Source organism: Aestuariivirga litoralis (genome assembly GCF_015714715.1).
Taxonomy (GTDB): domain Bacteria; phylum Pseudomonadota; class Alphaproteobacteria; order Rhizobiales; family Aestuariivirgaceae; genus Aestuariivirga; species Aestuariivirga litoralis_A.
Map to the genome: position 1 here is coordinate 1,578,519 of NZ_WAHS01000001.1, position 15,527 is coordinate 1,594,045.

15 protein-coding genes are annotated in these 15,527 nt (G+C 58.3%); 2 read left to right on the forward strand and 13 right to left on the reverse strand.

Features of this window, described 5'->3' with window-relative positions; all coding sequences use genetic code 11:
* Positions 1 to 54 precede the first annotated feature (54 nt).
* A complete protein-coding gene (locus F8B91_RS08115) occupies positions 55 to 306 on the forward strand; it encodes a DUF1289 domain-containing protein (RefSeq protein WP_210324340.1) in 252 nt (83 codons plus the stop codon).
* Here the strand turns inward: F8B91_RS08115 and dusA are convergent.
* The 10 genes from dusA to F8B91_RS08165 all read right to left on the reverse strand — a co-directional run bounded on the left by dusA (position 303) and on the right by F8B91_RS08165 (position 10,373).
* Positions 303 to 1,310: a tRNA dihydrouridine(20/20a) synthase DusA gene (gene dusA, locus F8B91_RS08120; RefSeq protein WP_196503208.1), complete on the reverse strand. Its 1,008-nt coding sequence runs from the start codon at positions 1,308 to 1,310 to the stop codon at positions 303 to 305. The two genes, F8B91_RS08115 and dusA, sit on opposite strands and share 4 nt — an antisense overlap.
* On the reverse strand, positions 1,303 to 1,869 hold the full coding sequence (locus tag F8B91_RS08125; RefSeq protein ID WP_196503209.1) for a hypothetical protein: 567 nt from the start codon (positions 1,867 to 1,869) through the stop codon (positions 1,303 to 1,305). The genes dusA and F8B91_RS08125 overlap by 8 nt, the downstream gene beginning before the upstream one ends.
* The gene (locus tag F8B91_RS08130) at positions 1,866 to 3,074 is read right to left on the reverse strand and encodes a putative DNA modification/repair radical SAM protein (RefSeq protein WP_196503210.1); all 1,209 of its coding nucleotides are present in this window, start codon (positions 3,072 to 3,074) and stop codon (positions 1,866 to 1,868) included. Before F8B91_RS08130 ends, F8B91_RS08125 begins: the two co-directional genes overlap by 4 nt.
* Before the next feature lie 81 nt (positions 3,075 to 3,155).
* On the reverse strand, positions 3,156 to 4,784 hold the full coding sequence (locus F8B91_RS08135) for a dihydroxyacetone kinase subunit DhaK (protein WP_196503211.1): 1,629 nt from the start codon (positions 4,782 to 4,784) through the stop codon (positions 3,156 to 3,158).
* A gap of 7 nt (positions 4,785 to 4,791) precedes the next feature.
* Positions 4,792 to 5,790 (reverse strand): ABC transporter ATP-binding protein, encoded by a 999-nt coding sequence (locus tag F8B91_RS08140; protein WP_196503212.1) that lies wholly within the window; start codon positions 5,788 to 5,790, stop codon positions 4,792 to 4,794.
* Positions 5,783 to 6,892, reverse strand: a complete 1,110-nt coding sequence (locus tag F8B91_RS08145) for an ABC transporter ATP-binding protein (RefSeq protein ID WP_196503213.1) — start codon at positions 6,890 to 6,892, stop codon at positions 5,783 to 5,785. The genes F8B91_RS08140 and F8B91_RS08145 overlap by 8 nt, the downstream gene beginning before the upstream one ends.
* Positions 6,893 to 6,895: 3 nt before the next feature.
* Positions 6,896 to 7,084 carry a hypothetical protein gene (locus F8B91_RS08150; protein ID WP_196503214.1) on the reverse strand — a complete coding sequence of 63 codons (189 nt, stop codon included), beginning with the start codon at positions 7,082 to 7,084 and terminating at the stop codon, positions 6,896 to 6,898.
* The gene (locus F8B91_RS08155; RefSeq protein WP_196503215.1) at positions 7,081 to 8,016 is read right to left on the reverse strand and encodes a carbohydrate ABC transporter permease; all 936 of its coding nucleotides are present in this window, start codon (positions 8,014 to 8,016) and stop codon (positions 7,081 to 7,083) included. Before F8B91_RS08155 ends, F8B91_RS08150 begins: the two co-directional genes overlap by 4 nt.
* A complete protein-coding gene (locus F8B91_RS08160; protein WP_196503216.1) occupies positions 8,013 to 8,960 on the reverse strand; it encodes a carbohydrate ABC transporter permease in 948 nt (315 codons plus the stop codon). Before F8B91_RS08160 ends, F8B91_RS08155 begins: the two co-directional genes overlap by 4 nt.
* A 90-nt stretch (positions 8,961 to 9,050) precedes the next feature.
* Entirely contained in the window at positions 9,051 to 10,373 is a 1,323-nt protein-coding gene (locus F8B91_RS08165; RefSeq protein ID WP_196503217.1) for an ABC transporter substrate-binding protein, read from the reverse strand.
* Positions 10,374 to 10,527: 154 nt separating this feature from the next.
* Between F8B91_RS08165 and F8B91_RS08170 the strand changes: the two genes are divergently transcribed.
* Positions 10,528 to 11,574 (forward strand): LacI family DNA-binding transcriptional regulator, encoded by a 1,047-nt coding sequence (locus F8B91_RS08170; RefSeq protein ID WP_196503218.1) that lies wholly within the window; start codon positions 10,528 to 10,530, stop codon positions 11,572 to 11,574.
* A gap of 257 nt (positions 11,575 to 11,831) precedes the next feature.
* Here the strand turns inward: F8B91_RS08170 and F8B91_RS08175 are convergent, their stop codons facing one another.
* Genes F8B91_RS08175 through F8B91_RS08185 form a run of 3 tightly spaced genes read right to left on the reverse strand, consistent with a single transcriptional unit; the run spans position 11,832 to position 15,524 of the window.
* Entirely contained in the window at positions 11,832 to 12,383 is a 552-nt protein-coding gene (locus F8B91_RS08175; RefSeq protein ID WP_196503219.1) for a sarcosine oxidase subunit gamma, read from the reverse strand.
* The gene (locus tag F8B91_RS08180) at positions 12,376 to 15,252 is read right to left on the reverse strand and encodes a sarcosine oxidase subunit alpha family protein (protein WP_196503220.1); all 2,877 of its coding nucleotides are present in this window, start codon (positions 15,250 to 15,252) and stop codon (positions 12,376 to 12,378) included. Before F8B91_RS08180 ends, F8B91_RS08175 begins: the two co-directional genes overlap by 8 nt.
* Positions 15,249 to 15,524, reverse strand: a complete 276-nt coding sequence (locus tag F8B91_RS08185) for a sarcosine oxidase subunit delta (RefSeq protein ID WP_196503221.1) — start codon at positions 15,522 to 15,524, stop codon at positions 15,249 to 15,251. The genes F8B91_RS08180 and F8B91_RS08185 overlap by 4 nt, the downstream gene beginning before the upstream one ends.
* Positions 15,525 to 15,527 lie beyond the last annotated feature (3 nt).

Below are 15,527 nucleotides of genomic sequence, written 5' to 3' on the forward strand. Positions count from 1 at the left end.
TATTCACGACGATTTCAGCCGCTGACACAAGCCGCAATTTTGGTTCAATAGGCCATGGACCAGATTCTACGCGACCAGATTGAAACACCGTGTGTGAAGGTGTGCGTGGTGGACCCTGAAACCCAGCTGTGCATCGGCTGCGGGCGCACCCGGCTGGAAATCGGCCGCTGGCTGGGCATGAGCCCGGATGAACGGCACAAGATTGTTCTCGATCTGCCGGAGCGCCTGAACACCCTCACCCAGCGCAAGACGCGGCGTGGCGGACGCGCGGGCCGCATGGCGGCGCGCAACGGTTCAGAAGTTTAAGCCGCAGCCAGTCGCGCAGCTTGCTCTTCCACCACGGCCAGCGCCTGATGCAGCACGTTTAGCCCTGCGCCATATTTCGAGCCTTCGACAGTGAGCACCTGCCGCCAGAAACGGCCGCCGGCCTGCGCGTGATAAAGCCCCAGCATGTGGCGCGTGACGTGATGCAACGGTGCGCCAGTGGCAATGTGGCGCGAAATGTAAGGCAGCATCGCTTCCACCGCTTCGCGGCGGGAAGTGATTGTTGCGGGCGTGGCACTGAACACCGCATCCACATTGGTGAGATCCCACGGCGTGTGATAGGCGGCGCGGCCGAGCATGATGCCATCCAGCATTTCAATATGCGGTAGGCCCTGCTCCACATTTTGCAGGCCACCATTGAGGCTGATGTTCAGATGCGGATTGGCGGCTTTCAGCCGATATACGCGGTCATAATTCAGAGGTGGAATTTCACGGTTTTCCTTCGGCGACAGGCCCTGCAGCCATGCCTTGCGGGCATGAATGATAAAGGTCTTGCAGCCCGCAGCCGACACCACGCGCACAAATTCATCCAGTGCCGTTTCTTCGTCCTGGTCATCGATGCCGATGCGGCATTTGATGGTGATGGGGATTTTCACCGCCGCTTGCATCGCGGTGAAGCAATCGGCGACCAATTGCGGCTCCGCCATCAGGCAGGCGCCGAAATGGCCACCCTGCACGCGGTCTGACGGGCAACCGACATTGAGGTTGATGGCATCATAGCCAAAGCCCTCACCGATGCGGCAAGCCTCGGCCAGCAGCGCAGGATCGCTACCACCCAGCTGCAGCACCACCGGGTGTTCGACCTTGTCAAAACCCACCAGCTTTTCACGGTTGCCATGAATAACCGCCTGCGCCGTGACCATCTCGGTATAGAGCACAGCACTGCGCGTCAGCACCCGGTGGAAGACACGGCAGTGCCGGTCGGTCCAATCCATCATGGGTGCTATGGCGAAGGTTTTATCCTTGCAATTCAGTATTTTATCCATGTTTTCCAAGTGAACAAAAGTAAAATGTGTGCGCTGTTTTTCGATCAATTCGCACACGTTTCTTCCGATTTCCACCTCTCTTTGCGCACGCATTGCACTCGGTTTCGAAAGGGAGTGCACACGAGTGGCGGCAATTGTCAAACTCCCCTCCGGCAGGTAGTGAGCCCAGGTCCGGCGCAACGAGAAATACGTCAGCCGGACATTCCTGAGGAACGCTGACGTCAATCTTGCTCAACGCGTGGACGTCGCCGTCCGCAGGGTTGGATAGAAATGTGCAATCATCCTGCAGCCGCAGCAGAACACGGTAGAGCAAAGAAAACGCAGCCATGTCGGCGCTGCAGACCACCTCCTCGGCGAGGCCCAAAAAGTCCCGTGGCACCTTGAGGCTGCCGGAAGGGTTTTGAACGATGTTTCTCTTAGCCTCAAAAAGATCTGACACCCCTGCTTTCCGGCACCACTGAATATCAGCAGGGCTGACACCATTCAGCGCCAACAAGCGCGCCTTTTCGCGCCACGCTTCGAAAGCACCGAAAACCGGAATGACTACCTGATGTGTCACAGGAGCGATAACTGCTGGCTTGCCACGAAACGGCTGCGCAGGCCTTCCTCGTCCAGCATGCGCGGTGACCATCCTCTGGCGCTAATGAACGGTTTGGCCTTTTTCATCACGGCGCCCAGGCGCGCGAGATCATCATAGGCCAGCGATTTGATGACCCTGGCGCTGAGAATCCGCTCTACTGTCCGCGTGCCGAAGCCGGGAACGCGCAGCAGCACTTCGCGCGCCGCGCGGTTGACATCCACGGGGAAGCGTCCGCGATTGCCAAGCGCCCAGGCGAGTTTGGGATCAACCTCCAGATCCAGCATGCCGTCTTTGGTGGCGCTCGCCACTTCATCAAACCTAAAATCGTAAAATCGCATGAGCCAGTCCGCCTGATAAAGCCGGTGCTCACGCATGAGCGGCGGTTTGATCAGGGGTAATGCTTTGGACGAATCCGGAATGGGGCTGAAGGCCGAATAATAAACACGCCGCAAGCCGTAGCCGGAATAAAGCGAAGCAGAGCGTTGCAGGATCAATGTATCGTTGGAGGCATCGGCTCCGACAATCATCTGCGTGCTCTGCCCGGCCGGCGCGAAGGTCTTCGATCTTTTGGTCTGCAGCGTTTTTTCCGAGGCCGACGCGATACTGCCCTTGATATCCGCCATAGCCTTTTTGATCTCCACGGCATCTTTTTCAGGAGCGAAATTCTGCAGCGACTGATCGCTGGGCAATTCGATATTGACGGAAAGACGGTCCACATAGAGGCCGGCCTCCTCCACCAGCTTTGGCGAGGCGCCTGGAATGGCTTTTAAATGGATGTAGCCTTTGAAAGCGCGGTCGATCCGCAGCGTTTTAACGATGCGTACCATGTCTTCCATCGTCTTGTCGGGAGACTTGATAATCCCGGATGAGAGGAACAGGCCCTCAATATAGTTGCGGCGGTAAAATTCTATGGTGAGAGATACAACCTCCTCCACCGAAAAACGCGCCCGCTCCACATTGCTGGACGCGCGGTTGATGCAAAAGGCGCAATCAAAAGTACAAAAATTTGTCATCAGGATTTTGAGAAGCGAAATGCAGCGCCCATCCGGCGCATAGGCGTGGCAGATGCCGCGCCCTTCGGTGGAGCCAAGTCCGCCACCTGAGGAATTTCTCTTGGTTGTTCCGCTTGATGCGCAAGACGCATCATACTTGGCTGCGTCGCTCAAGATCTGAAGTTTTTGCAATTGTGTAAGTTGTCATGTTCGCCTTTCGTTCTAAAACGAAATGAGCGGATTGCAAATTAAATCTGAACCTCAATCGTCGCGCTAGTCTGCTGCCAAATGTTCGAAAAGGCGCGCCACAGCTTCGGCGCCGGGATCAACATGGCCCAGCAAATGTTCGGCGCTGATATAGGCGGAGCGGCCAGCTTTTGCGCGCGCGATTGAAGCAGTGTGTGAAGCACCCTGGCGCGCTGCCGACGCGGCACCCGCAATGCTACCAGACGATAGCGCGGCAAGAGCCGGAACCAGCGCATCCACCATGGTGCGATCCCCCGGCTGAGCGCCACCAATTTCCTGCATGCGGTTGAGGCCCGCCTTCAATGCATCAGTGAGCGACATGCCGGACGAAGTTGCATCGCCTGCGGCGGAAAAGAAGATGGCCAGCAGGACGCCAGACGAGCCGCCCATGGTCTGGCTCAGTTCAAGGCCGATGGCGCGCAGCAATTGCGTGTGATCAGCCAGCGGCAAATCATCCAGCGCAGTGATCAGCGCGCGTGCAGCGGTGGCCAGGGTAGAGCCAGTATCGCCATCACCGGCTTTGGCATCGAGTGCGTTGAGATCGGCCTCCGCTGCAATCAGAATCTGGCAGCACCGGGTGATGAAATCGCGCGTGGGGGCATGCGGTGAAGCCAGCGGCCGGATGGGTTTCAGGCCATCGGGAAGATCGCGAATTTTCGGAGCGGAAAGTTCGTGAATGCCGGGCCATGCCGAGAGAGAGACCGGCGCTTTCAATGCTGCGATATCTTCTTCATTGGCGGCATAGACCGACACGGAAAAACCACGCATGTCGAGCGAGGTCATCATGGAAGCGGGACCGACGATGAATCCGGCGCGGTCCGCTATGGCGGAGTGCGAAAGCTCGCGCGCCAGCACCATGGATTCCAGGACCGACGCGCCGCCGAGATTGTTGAGCAGCACCACGTGCTTCTTACCCTTGATCATGTAATGCGAAAGCTTTTCCGCCACCATGGCCATGGCGCCGCGCGCATCCAGATAATCCACCTGATTGACACCGGCCTCACCATGAATGCCGAGGCCCAGTTCAGCCTTGCCATGCGGGATGCGGCTTTCCTTCGGCGCGCCTGGAATGGTGCAGGTGTCAAGCGACATGCCGATGGAATGTGTGCCGGCAATGACACGCTCTGCCGCAGCACTCACGGTTGCCAGATCCGCGCCATTTTCGGCGAGAGCGCCGGCGATCTTATGCACAAACAATGTGCCGGCGAGGCCACGGGCCTGCGGCAAATCCGGCAAAGCAATATCGTCGTCGACAATCACCACACGCACATTCAAACCGAAGGCGCGCGCGCGCTCTGCGGCAAGGCCGAAATTCAAGCGGTCGCCCGTGTAGTTCTTCACCACGAGGAGGCAGCCCGCCGGGCCGGTCACCGCGAGAATGCCAGCGAGCACCGCATCAACCGAAGGGCTGGCGAAGACATCACCACACACGGCTGCCGTCAACATGCCCTTGCCGACAAAGCCCGCATGGGCGGGTTCATGGCCCGCACCACCGCCCGAGACGATGGCGACTTTCGACTTGTTCCAATCGGCCCGCACCACGACGCGAATATGTGGATAACCATCCAGCCGCGCCAGCTTGCCGCCACTGGCCGCCACCAACCCATCGATGGCTTCGGCAACGATGTCTTCCCGCTTGTTGATGAATTGGGTCATGGCTTTCTCACTCGTGGATGCGCGCACCGGCGGCATCGAAATAGAAGGGACGTTCTGGTTTCACCTTCACCTTGTCGCCGGTGCGCAGTGGCGTGTGCGCTTCAGTGACGGTGATGATGTCGTGATTCAGCAGGCTGAGATGCAGGCGTGTCTGGTCGCCCAGGCGCTCGACGCGCTTGACCGTGCTTTCGAACCCCTCCCCCTGGTGAATTTGCTCGGGCCGTAGACCGATGGTCTTCGCACCACCAGGCGCCCGGCCAAACAGATCGGCAGGCAACAGGTTGATGCGCGGCTGGCCGAGGCGGCTTGCAGCATAGACTGAGACGGGATTTTCGTAGATTTCGCGCGGTGAGCCAAATTGCACCAGCGCACCGTGATCGAGAACGCCCACATGTGTGGCCATGGTCATGGCTTCCACCTGATCATGGGTGACATACAGGAAGGTGGCGCCACGGTCTGACTGGATGCGCTTCAATTCCAGGCGCAAATCGGCGCGGAGTTTTGCGTCGAGCGAAGACAGCGGCTCGTCCATCAGGAAGACGGACGGATTGCGCACCAGTGCGCGGCCGATGGAGACACGTTGCATTTCACCGCCCGAGAGCTTGGTGGCCTTGTTGTCCAGCTTGTGGCTGATCTGAAGGACTTCGGCCACTTCCGAAACATGGCGCTCAATTTCACTCCTGGACGTTTTAAGTAATGGTGACTTCAGCGGGAAAGCCAGGTTTTCACGCACAGTGAGATGCGGATAAAGAGAGTATTGCTGAAACACCATCGCAACATTGCGCTGTGCCGGTTCCAGTTTAGTGACGCTGTGGCCACCGAAAAAGACTTCACCAGAGTCCGGCAGGCTGAGGCCGGAAACCATGCGCAGCATGGTGGTCTTGCCGGCACCGGTAGGCCCCAATAGTACAACGAAGCTGCCATCCGGCACCGTCATCGACACATCGCTGAGTGCCTTGGTAGCGCCAAAGCTGCGGGACACATTTTCCAGCCTGATCTCAGCCATGGCGCAGCACCTTTTCATTGCCGGCAGAAACAAGGGCGCGGCCTACGCTGGCGGTTCCGTCATGCCTGAACATGGTGATGTTTCGCGGATCGAGCGTGAGGCCGACATTTTCCCCTAGTCCAACTTTCTTCGCTGAGCTCATCCGCGCCTTCAGGTCTCCATGCGGCGAGGTGAGCGTGATGATCTGGGTGGTGCCCAGATATTCAACGCCGATCACTTCGGCCCGCAGCTTCGATGCATCATCGAAAGAAACGTGCTCGGGCCGCACGCCCAAGGCCAGTTTGCCCGACGCACCCTCGCGCAAGGCCGGTACCGCGACCTTGCTGCCAGACAACATGATGTCAGAATCCCCCGGCGCAAGCGTGCCATTCATGTTGAGAAAATTCATCGGCGGTGAACCAAGGAAATTGGCCACGAACATGGTGGATGGCCAATCATAGATTTCCTGCGGGCGGCCAAATTGTTCGACCACGCCATGGTTCATCACCACGATCTTGTCGCCCATCTGCATCGCTTCAAGCTGGTCATGCGTGACGTAAACCGTGGTGGCATGCATGCGGTCGTGCAGGGCGCGCAGTTCTTCCGCCATATGTTCACGGAACTCTGCATCAAGCGCGCCCAGCGGTTCATCCATGAAGAAGGCCTTGGGACGGCGCACGATGGCGCGGCCCAAAGCCACGCGCTGCCGGTCACCACCGGAAAGCCCACCCACTGGCTTGTCGAGAATGTGGGTGATGTCGAGGATCCTGGCCACTTCGGCCACGCGCTTCTGAACTTCCTCGCGGCCCACACCCTGGCTCCGCAAGGGATACGCAATGTTCCGGCGCACATTCATATGCGGGTAGAGTGCAAACATCTGGAAGACGAAAGCGATGTCGCGCTGGCTGGCGCGCTTCTGTGCCACTTCCTCGCCATCGATGAAGATCTGGCCGGAGGTGGGAAGCTCAAGCCCCGCCATCATGCGCAGCGTGGTGGTCTTGCCGCAACCCGAGGGGCCGAGCAGCATGAAGAACTCGCCGTCCTCAATCGTAAAAGTCGAAGACTGCACGGCTGTGAAAGAGCCGAATTCCTTCTTGAGATTTTCAATGCGGATTTGCGCCATGCCCTACTCGCGGAATTTCGTGGCGACGATGAAGCTCACCGTGCCGATCAGGATGACGAGGAAGGAATAGGTATAAGCCAGCATTACCCAGGGCTGCATCAGCATGACGATGCCAAGTGCAATCAGGATAGAGGCGAGCATTTCCCAAGCCCCGCGCCGGAAGCCGCCAATGTCTAAGAGAAAGCGCGTCATTTACGAACTGCTCCGAAGGTAATGCCGCGCAGCAGATGCTTGCGCAGGAAAATGGTGAAGATCATCACCGGCAGCAGGAACAGTGTGGCACCTGCAGCGACCGCCGGCCAATCCTGGCCGCCCACACCGATGATCGTCGGGATGAAGGGTGGTGCCGTCTGCGCCTGGCCCGAGGTGAGCAGCACGGCGAAGGCATATTCATTCCAGGCGAAGATCAGGCAGAAGATGGCGGTGGAAGCGATGCCGGTGGCAGCCTGCGGCAGAACCACTTTGCGGAAGGCCTGGAAGCGGGTGTAGCCATCGATGAGAGCTGCCTCCTCGTATTCCACCGGGATTTCATCGATGAAACCTTTGAGCAGCCACACTGACATCGACAAATTCACGGCCGTGTAGAGCAGGATCATGCCGGCATGCGTGTCGGAAAGGCCAACGGCGCGGTACATTAGGAAGATCGGGATCGCCACGGCAATTGGTGGCATCATGCGCGTGGATAGGATGAAGAACAGGAGGTCGTCCTTCAGCGGCACCTTGAAGCGCGAGAAGCCATAAGCCGCGAGTGTGCCGAGGAACACCGACAGGAATGTCGAGCCGAAGCCGATGATGATGGAATTCAGGAAGCGCGAGCCGAAGCGCGATGGCCCGACAATGGACATATCATATTGCGCGACGATGCGCTCATACCAAGTGTGCGGTGGATTGGCGGCCATGAATTCCGGCGTTTGACGCGTGCGGGTGGTGAACAGATTTACATAGCCTTCCAACGTGGGCTGGAACGCGACTTTGGGAGGATAGGCGATGCTGTCAGCCGGCGTCTTGAAGCCGGTGGCGATGATCCATAGCAACGGCAGCAGAGTGACGATGGCATAGATGGCGACCAGAATGCCAGCGAACCATTTTTGCGTGGGTGTGGGATCGGTGACGGTGTTGCTCATCTTTGCTTCACCCGGTTGAGCGCCTTCACATAGATGGAAGCGAGGCCGTAAATCGTGACGAAGAGAATGACGGCATAGGCCGAGGCGTAACCAGTGCGCCATTTTTCGAAGGCTTCGCGCTTCAGGTTGATGGAGGTGACAAGCGTTGTGTCACCCGGACCGCCGCCAGTGAGCAGCGTGACCAGATCGAACATCTTGAAATTCTCGATGCCGCGGAACAACACGGCCAGCATCAGGAAGGGCAATACCATGGGAATGGTGATGGTCCAGAACTGGCGCCAGTTGGAGGCGCGGTCGCATTCGGCGGCTTCATAGATCGAGTCCGGAATGGAGCGTAGGCCGGCGAGGCAGATCAACATCACAAACGGCGTCCACATCCAGGTGTCCACAATCACGATGGCCCAGGGTGCGAGGTTCACGTTGCCAATCATGGTGAAGCTCGACGCATCAACGCCGGTGACCAATGCCACGGCATAGTTGAACAGACCGATTTGTGGCTGGTACAAAAATGTCCAGAAATTGCCGACCACGGCGGGAGACAGCATCATCGGCAGAACGATGATCGTCGTCCAAAGATCACTGCCTTTGAATTTGCGGTTGATCAGCCACGCCAGGCTGAAGCCGATCAATATCTGGAAAAACAGAGTCCAGAACAGAAAGTGCGCCGTGGCCTGCATCGTGTGCCAGACATCGGGGTCGGTGAGGATGTTCTCGTAATTCGCAAGGCCAACCCATTTCACCACTTCGTTCGGGCGGTTGACGCGGAAATTGGTGAAGCTGAGCCTAATGGTCCAGATCAGCGGGAAAATGTTGATCGCCAGAAGCAGCACAATGGTGGGAGCCACAAAGATCCAGGCAATCGCGCGGTCCGACAGGCCCCTGATGCGGCGGCCTATCTCCGGCGGTGTGCTTACGGCCAGTTTATCGATTCCCACGCTGCTCATACTATTCCCTGAATGCGGTCGCGCCTAGGCCGGCACGGAGCATGAAAGCTCCGTGCCACCATTATTGTGTTAAGGCGGATTGGCGGAAGTTTAGATCTTGCCTTCTTCCTTGAAGACCTTGGTCCAATCAGCGACGAGGCCATCAAGGGCTTCCTGCGCGGTGCCATGGCCGGCCACGACATAGTCGTGAACGCGCTTCTGCATCGCAAGGAGCAGCTGGGCGTAGGAGGGTTCTGCCCAGAAGTCCTTCACGATGGCCATGCTGTCGAGGAAGGTTTGCGCATAGGGCTGCGAGGTTGCGAAGCTTGGATCGTCAACCACCGCCTTCAGCGCCGAGTAACCGCCGACTGACCACCACTTCTTCTGCACTTCAGGTTGGGCGAACCACTTGATGTAGGTCAGCGCTGCATCCTTGTGTGTGGTGTTGGCGACGACCGAAATACCTTGGCCACCCAATTGGGCGAAGTGGCCCTTCGGTCCGGCGGGGTTGGGGAAATAACCGGATTTATCACCGCCAACGTTCGGATCGGCATTCACGCCGGGCCAGATGAAGGCGAAGTTCATCTGCATGGCGACCTGGCCGGATTTATAGGCATCGATGTTCTGCGACATGTACCAATCGGAGGAACCCGGCGGTACGCAGCAATCGTAGAGTGCCTTGTAGTATTCCAGGCCCTTGGCCGCGTCGGGAGAGTTCACGAAACCCTGCAGGTCATAGGGTTTGTTCGGATTCTGGTATTCGAAGCCGTAATTATAGAGCGCGTTGGTGACGCCCATGGTAATGCCTTCCGAGCCGCGCTCGGTATAGATGGCAGCACCATAAACTTTCTTGCCGTCGATTTCGCGGCCCTGGAAGAAGGTGGCAATATCTTTCAGCTCATCAAGAGACTTCGGCACGGCGAGATCGCGCTTGTACTTTTCCTTGAATTCCTTTTGCAGTTCAGGCTTCGAGAACCAATCCTTGCGGTAGGTCCAGCCCACCACGTCACCGAAGGCCGGCAAGGCCCAATAGTTCGGTGTGTTCTTCGGCCATTCGGCATAGCCGACAACGGTGGCGGGGATGAAATCATCCATCTTGATCTTGTTGGCATCAAAGAAGTCATTGAGCTTGATGTACTGGCCGTTTTCGGCGGCGCCACCGATCCACTGGCTGTCACCGATCATCAGGTCGCACAGATGGCCACCTGAATTCAGCTCATTCAGCATGCGGTCGGCGAAATTCGGCCATGGCACGAATTCGAAATGCATCTTGTTGCCAGATGCCTTTTCGAAGTCCTTGGAGAGTTCTACAAGAGCGTTTGCAGGATCCCATGCTGCCCAGCAAAGGGTCAAATCGTCAGCTTTGGCTTGGCCGGTGCCGATTCCTGCAGCCAGGGCGGCCACTGCAGAATAAAGTGCAAATTTCCGTTTCATATTGATTTATCTCCCTTTTTCTCGCGGCATTGGTGCCGCTGTAATTCGTTGACGAGGTGACCATATGTGAGGCACGTACCTCATGGCAAGTGAAAAGTGAGGCACGTGCCTCACAAATCTTGCATTTGATCAGAATCCCTGAGAAATGAAGAGCATGCGTCCAACGACCAGAGACATCGCCAAAGCGGCAGGGGTGAGCCTTGCCACGGTGGACCGCGTGCTGAATGGCCGCCCACGCGTCAGCCGCGCGGCTGTCGATGCAGTCAACAAAGCGATCGATAAGCTGGGCTTTGTGCGCAACCTCTCGGCGGCCAACCTGGCCAAGGGCAAAGTCTATCGCTTTCAATTCCTGTTGCCGAAAGCGGGTGACCAGTTTCTGGAAACGGTGATCACCCATGTCGAGGAAGCGCGCGCCGCATTCCGGATGGAACACATTGAGATTTCGTGCCGGCGGAATATTGAGACCGATCCGCACCAGATTTCACAGCTGCTCTCCACCATCAACGGCGACAAGGTGGATGGCATAGCGCTGATGGCACCGGAATCACCACAGGTGCGCGATGCGATCACGCGCCTGAGAGAACGTGATGTGCAAGTGGTGCTGTTTGTCTCAGGCCAGCCCGGTGTGAATGATCTGGATTTCGTGGGGCTCGACAATAGTGCTGCCGGTGCCACGGCGGGCCGGTTGATGGGGCGGTTCTGCGGCGGGCGCGCAGGTGAAATCCTGGTGGTCACCGAAACCATGAAGGCGCGCGACAGTCTGGAGCGGCGGCACGGTTTTGATCTGGTCATCACCCGTGACTATCCCCATCTCAAAACCCTGCCCTCGATTGAAACCTATGGCGATGCGGAGCGCACCAAGATGGTGATCAAGGGCGCCTATGCGAACCACCCCAGCATCATCGGCGCCTACATTCTGAGTTCGGAAGCGCGCCTCTCGCTGGAAGCCATCGCCCATGCGCCGCACCCGCAGAAGCAAGTTCTCATCGCGCATGAACGCACGACCTTTTCGGAGCAACTTCTGGTCGAAGGCCAACTTGACGCGGTGATTGCGCAAAATCCCGGCCACCTCGTGCGCAGCGCCATCCGTGTGTTGCGCGCCAGATGCGACAACCGCTTGCCCATCGCCTCGCAAGAGGAAATCCGCATCGAGATTTTGCTCTCAGAAAATCTTGGTCTACGCGCCAAGGACAACGGGTGAAGACTACAACAGCCTAACCGGCGCACCGATGAAAGTGCGGCACCCGCTGACGAGTTTGCCATAGTGCGCAACACGCCCACTTATGAGCCGATCCATGATGAGCCGCTTGATCTGCGCCACCGCAATGCGATGCGGGCGGCGATGATCGACCAGCGATTAATCCGCCATCAGTGAAGAACTCAATGTATGGGGGATCAAACGGCACGGCGGTGTTGGAAAGGCTGAACCTTGAAAGGGCATGCACAGAAAGCGTTCTTCTAACGCACCAGATATCCGAATTCCGCGGAAGCCGTGCAGAGCCACTCCCACAGGCTTTCGGAAAAACCACGGAAGACTGAAATCTCGAATTCATCTTTCGCTGTGCGGGTGACGTGAATACCCACATGCGCCATCTGTGTTTGCGCGGACTGGCCCACTGCGAAGACATCCGGATGCAGATCGAGCGGCATCCCTTTGGCCAGCATGACACGGGCCTTTGTTCCGCTAATCCTGATCACCACGCGGCCGTGACTTTGATCGACGATGGAGGCTGATGTGCCCAGTATTTTCTTCAACTCGGCGGAGAGCGCACTCTCAGCCTTGCCTTCAGCCTGCACATAATACTGGCCAGGGCCTGCCTGCATCACGCGCGCAGTCTTGAACCTTGCCAAGCCAGTCTCAACCACCTTAGCACCGCCCTTGCGGACCAGCACCTGCACCAGTGAAACAGGATGAAGGAGTTCAAGGGAGACGCCAGCTTCGCCGATGCTCGCACCAAAGCGGCCCTGCCGTGCAAGGCTCCTGAGTTCAAGTGAGCGATGGTCAGGCATGCAACCTCGCATTCTCCGGATCAAAATGCATCGGTTCGCAGATCACCGCCTTCATCGGAAGATTGCGCAGGCCATCGAATACCTGCACCGTTTCACCGATGCGCGTTCGGCCACAGGACAGCAACGCCAGGCCGACCCATTGACCCAGCATCGGGGACCATGCCACCGAAGTGATATAGCCTTGGTCCGCCGCCATCGAGGGCGATGTACCCAAGGTCAGCAGATGGGCACCGGCCCGCAGGCGAGTTGATCCGTCAGCCGCGCGAATGCCGACGATGCTTTGCCTATCCGCGGCCACCAGGCCCTCACGCGTGGCCATCATGCGGCCAATATAATCCTTTTTCTGCGACATCATCTTGCCTAGGCCCAGATCACCCGCCGTGGTGGTGCCGTTCAGTTCGCCACCCGCCACATGGCCCTTTTCGACGCGCATGATGGAGAGGGCCTCAATGCCGTAAGGTACGGCACCAAATTCCGCACCCGCATGCATGAGGGCACGGCCCAGCATGTTGCCATAGTCAGCCGGCACAGCGAGCTCATAGGCATGCTCGCCCGAAAACGAGATGCGGAACAGGCGAGCCGGAATGCCACCGAGTACGTTGATCTCTTTTGCCGCCAGATAGGGAACGGTCTCATCATTGAGCTCAATCCTATCAACAATTTTTTGCAGGGTGGCGCGTGACTTCGGCCCCGCCACGGCCACTTGCGCCCATTGCTCAGTGACGGAGGTGTAGGTGACGTCAAGCTCCGGCCAAAGCGCTTGATGGGCAAATTCGATGTTGGACATGACACGCGCCGCATTGGCGGTCGTGGTGGTCATCAGGAAATGATCTTCGGCGAGACGGGAGGTTGTACCGTCATCAAATACAATGCCGTCTTCACGCAGCATCAGGCCATAGCGCGCCTTGCCAACGCTGAGCGTCGAGAAGGTGTTGCAATAAAGTCTGTCCAGAAACGCACCGGCATCCTTGCCCTGAATGTCAATCTTGCCCAGTGTCGAGACATCGCAGATGCCCACACCAGCACGCGTGGCGAGCACTTCACGCGAGGCGGCAGCCAGCCAATCCTCACCCACCTTCGGGAACCAGGACGAGCGCATCCAGAGGCCCGTCTCAACAAACTCTGCGCCGAGTTCCGCCGCCCATTCATGCAGCGGCGTTTTGCGCACCGGCTGGAAATGATGGCCTACCGATGCACCAGCCAGCGCACCGAAGGACACCGGCGTGTAGAAGGGGCGGAAGGTGGTGGTGCCCACCTGGGCAATCGATTTTCCGGTTGCTTCAGCGAGAAGCGCAATGGCATTCACATTGCCCAGCTTGCCCTGGTCGGTGGCCATGCCGGTGGTGGTGTAGCGCTTGGTGAGTTCGATATCTTTGTAACCTTCGCGCGACGCAAGGCCGATGTCCTTGGCCGTGGCGTCGTTCTGGTAATCAACAAACGCCTTGCCCGTACTCTCTGCTACCCACCAGAAGGGTGTGATTTCATAGGCGCTGTCATTGCATTTGGGCGCGGCAGAAAAGCGGCCTTTCAAAGTTCCTGCCGCTGCTCCTTCGCGCAGCGCCTCCGAAAGCAGCATCGATCCCTTGGCGGCACCAATTGCCACGAATTGCGCACCTACATCCGGCGGGGTGAAGGCGGCGAGCTTTTCGTTCCACACCGGCTTGGCGCCGCGATGGCACATGAGATTGACGACCGGGCTCCAGCCGCCAGACATGGCGACGGCATCACAAGGCAATGTGTGGCCGTCGCTGAGCTTGATCGCCCTCACGCCCTTGCCACCTTTGATATCCACGATGCGCGCCGACTTCGGATCGAGCACTGCCGCAATGTTCACGCCATGCGCCTTCATGTCGGCCACCGTGCGCGAAATCGAACTGTTGTTGCCAAAGACCGCAATGCTGCGGCCGGCGCTGACGGCAAAGCGGTTGGCATAGTGACGCATGGCGGAAGCCAGCATCACACCTGGAACATCATTTCCACCAAATACCAGCGGCCGTTCTTCCGCACCTGCTGCCAGAACGGCCTTGGCGGCAAAGATGCGCCAATAGCGCTGGCGGGGCTGGAAGGGCGGAGGCACCGCCACATGGTCATTCACCCGTTCGACTGCGCCGAACACATTGCCGTCATACCAACCGAACACCGTCGTGCGGCGCATCAGCGTGACATTGGGCAGGGATGTCAGCTCGGCGATCACACTACCGGCCCATTCGCGGCCCGGTTTGCCATCAATCTCTTCATTTTCAAACAGCAGTGAACCGCCGAGTTTGAATTGTTCATCGGCCAAGATGACACGTGCGCCGGAACGCGCAGCAGCGAGTGCTGCCATGAGGCCCGATGGGCCTGCGCCGATCACCAGCAGATCACAATGCGCATAGGCTTTTTCGTACGTGTCGGGATCACCTTCGTGGCTGGCCCTTCCGAGGCCCGCCGAGCGGCGGATCAGCGGCTCATAAATCTTTTCCCAGAAGCTCTTTGGCCACATGAAGGTCTTGTAGTAAAATCCGGCCACGAACATGAAGGAGGCCAGCGATGTGACCGACATCACATCGAATTCCAGCGATGGCCAGCGGTTCTGGCTTTTCGCTGTCAGCCCCTCGAACAGCTCAACCATCGTGGCGCGGGTGTTGGCTTCCTTGCGGCCGCCTTCGCGCAACTCAACCAGGGCATTGGGTTCGGAACTTCCCGCCGAAATCACACCGCGCGGGCGATGATATTTGAACGAGCGCGCCATCAGATGCTGGCCATTGGCGATCAAGGCGGAGGCGAGCGTGTCGCCGGCAAAGCCCGATTGAGGCTTGCCATCGAAACTGAAGCCCACCGGCTTGCTACGGTCGATCAGGCCACCCTTGCTGAGACGGAAGCTGGTCATCCGCGCTTCCTCTTATAGGCGCCGGCCATCACCGTGCTCTTGATCCCATGCGTGACGGTATCGCGCGAGACGACGAGCCAGGACCGGCAGCCGCCTGAGTGATGCACATATTCTTCAAACGCGCCGCGAGGATTGTCGCGCAAGTACACATAGTCGAACCATTGATCCATCGAAGCTGGATCATTGCTGGTGGGGCGCACAGGTTTCGCGTCGCCGAGGAAGGTGAACTCCTCGACCGGGCGCGTGCCGCAATGGGGGCAGGTGATCAGCATGGC

Coding starts and splice junctions, on each gene's coding strand:
- dusA (WP_196503208.1), bottom strand. CDS start 1,310: ATGGATAAAATACTGAATTGCAAGGATAAAACCTTCGCCATAGCACCC.
- F8B91_RS08165 (WP_196503217.1), bottom strand. CDS start 10,373: ATGAAACGGAAATTTGCACTTTATTCTGCAGTGGCCGCCCTGGCTGCA.
- F8B91_RS08135 (WP_196503211.1), bottom strand. CDS start 4,784: ATGACCCAATTCATCAACAAGCGGGAAGACATCGTTGCCGAAGCCATC.
- F8B91_RS08140 (WP_196503212.1), bottom strand. CDS start 5,790: ATGGCTGAGATCAGGCTGGAAAATGTGTCCCGCAGCTTTGGCGCTACC.
- F8B91_RS08155 (WP_196503215.1), bottom strand. CDS start 8,016: ATGAGCAACACCGTCACCGATCCCACACCCACGCAAAAATGGTTCGCT.
- F8B91_RS08145 (WP_196503213.1), bottom strand. CDS start 6,892: ATGGCGCAAATCCGCATTGAAAATCTCAAGAAGGAATTCGGCTCTTTC.
- F8B91_RS08150 (WP_196503214.1), bottom strand. CDS start 7,084: ATGACGCGCTTTCTCTTAGACATTGGCGGCTTCCGGCGCGGGGCTTGG.
- F8B91_RS08160 (WP_196503216.1), bottom strand. CDS start 8,960: ATGAGCAGCGTGGGAATCGATAAACTGGCCGTAAGCACACCGCCGGAG.
- F8B91_RS08170 (WP_196503218.1), top strand. CDS start 10,528: ATGCGTCCAACGACCAGAGACATCGCCAAAGCGGCAGGGGTGAGCCTT.
- F8B91_RS08185 (WP_196503221.1), bottom strand. CDS start 15,524: ATGCTGATCACCTGCCCCCATTGCGGCACGCGCCCGGTCGAGGAGTTC.
- F8B91_RS08175 (WP_196503219.1), bottom strand. CDS start 12,383: ATGCCTGACCATCGCTCACTTGAACTCAGGAGCCTTGCACGGCAGGGC.
- F8B91_RS08115 (WP_210324340.1), top strand. CDS start 55: ATGGACCAGATTCTACGCGACCAGATTGAAACACCGTGTGTGAAGGTG.
- F8B91_RS08180 (WP_196503220.1), bottom strand. CDS start 15,252: ATGACCAGCTTCCGTCTCAGCAAGGGTGGCCTGATCGACCGTAGCAAG.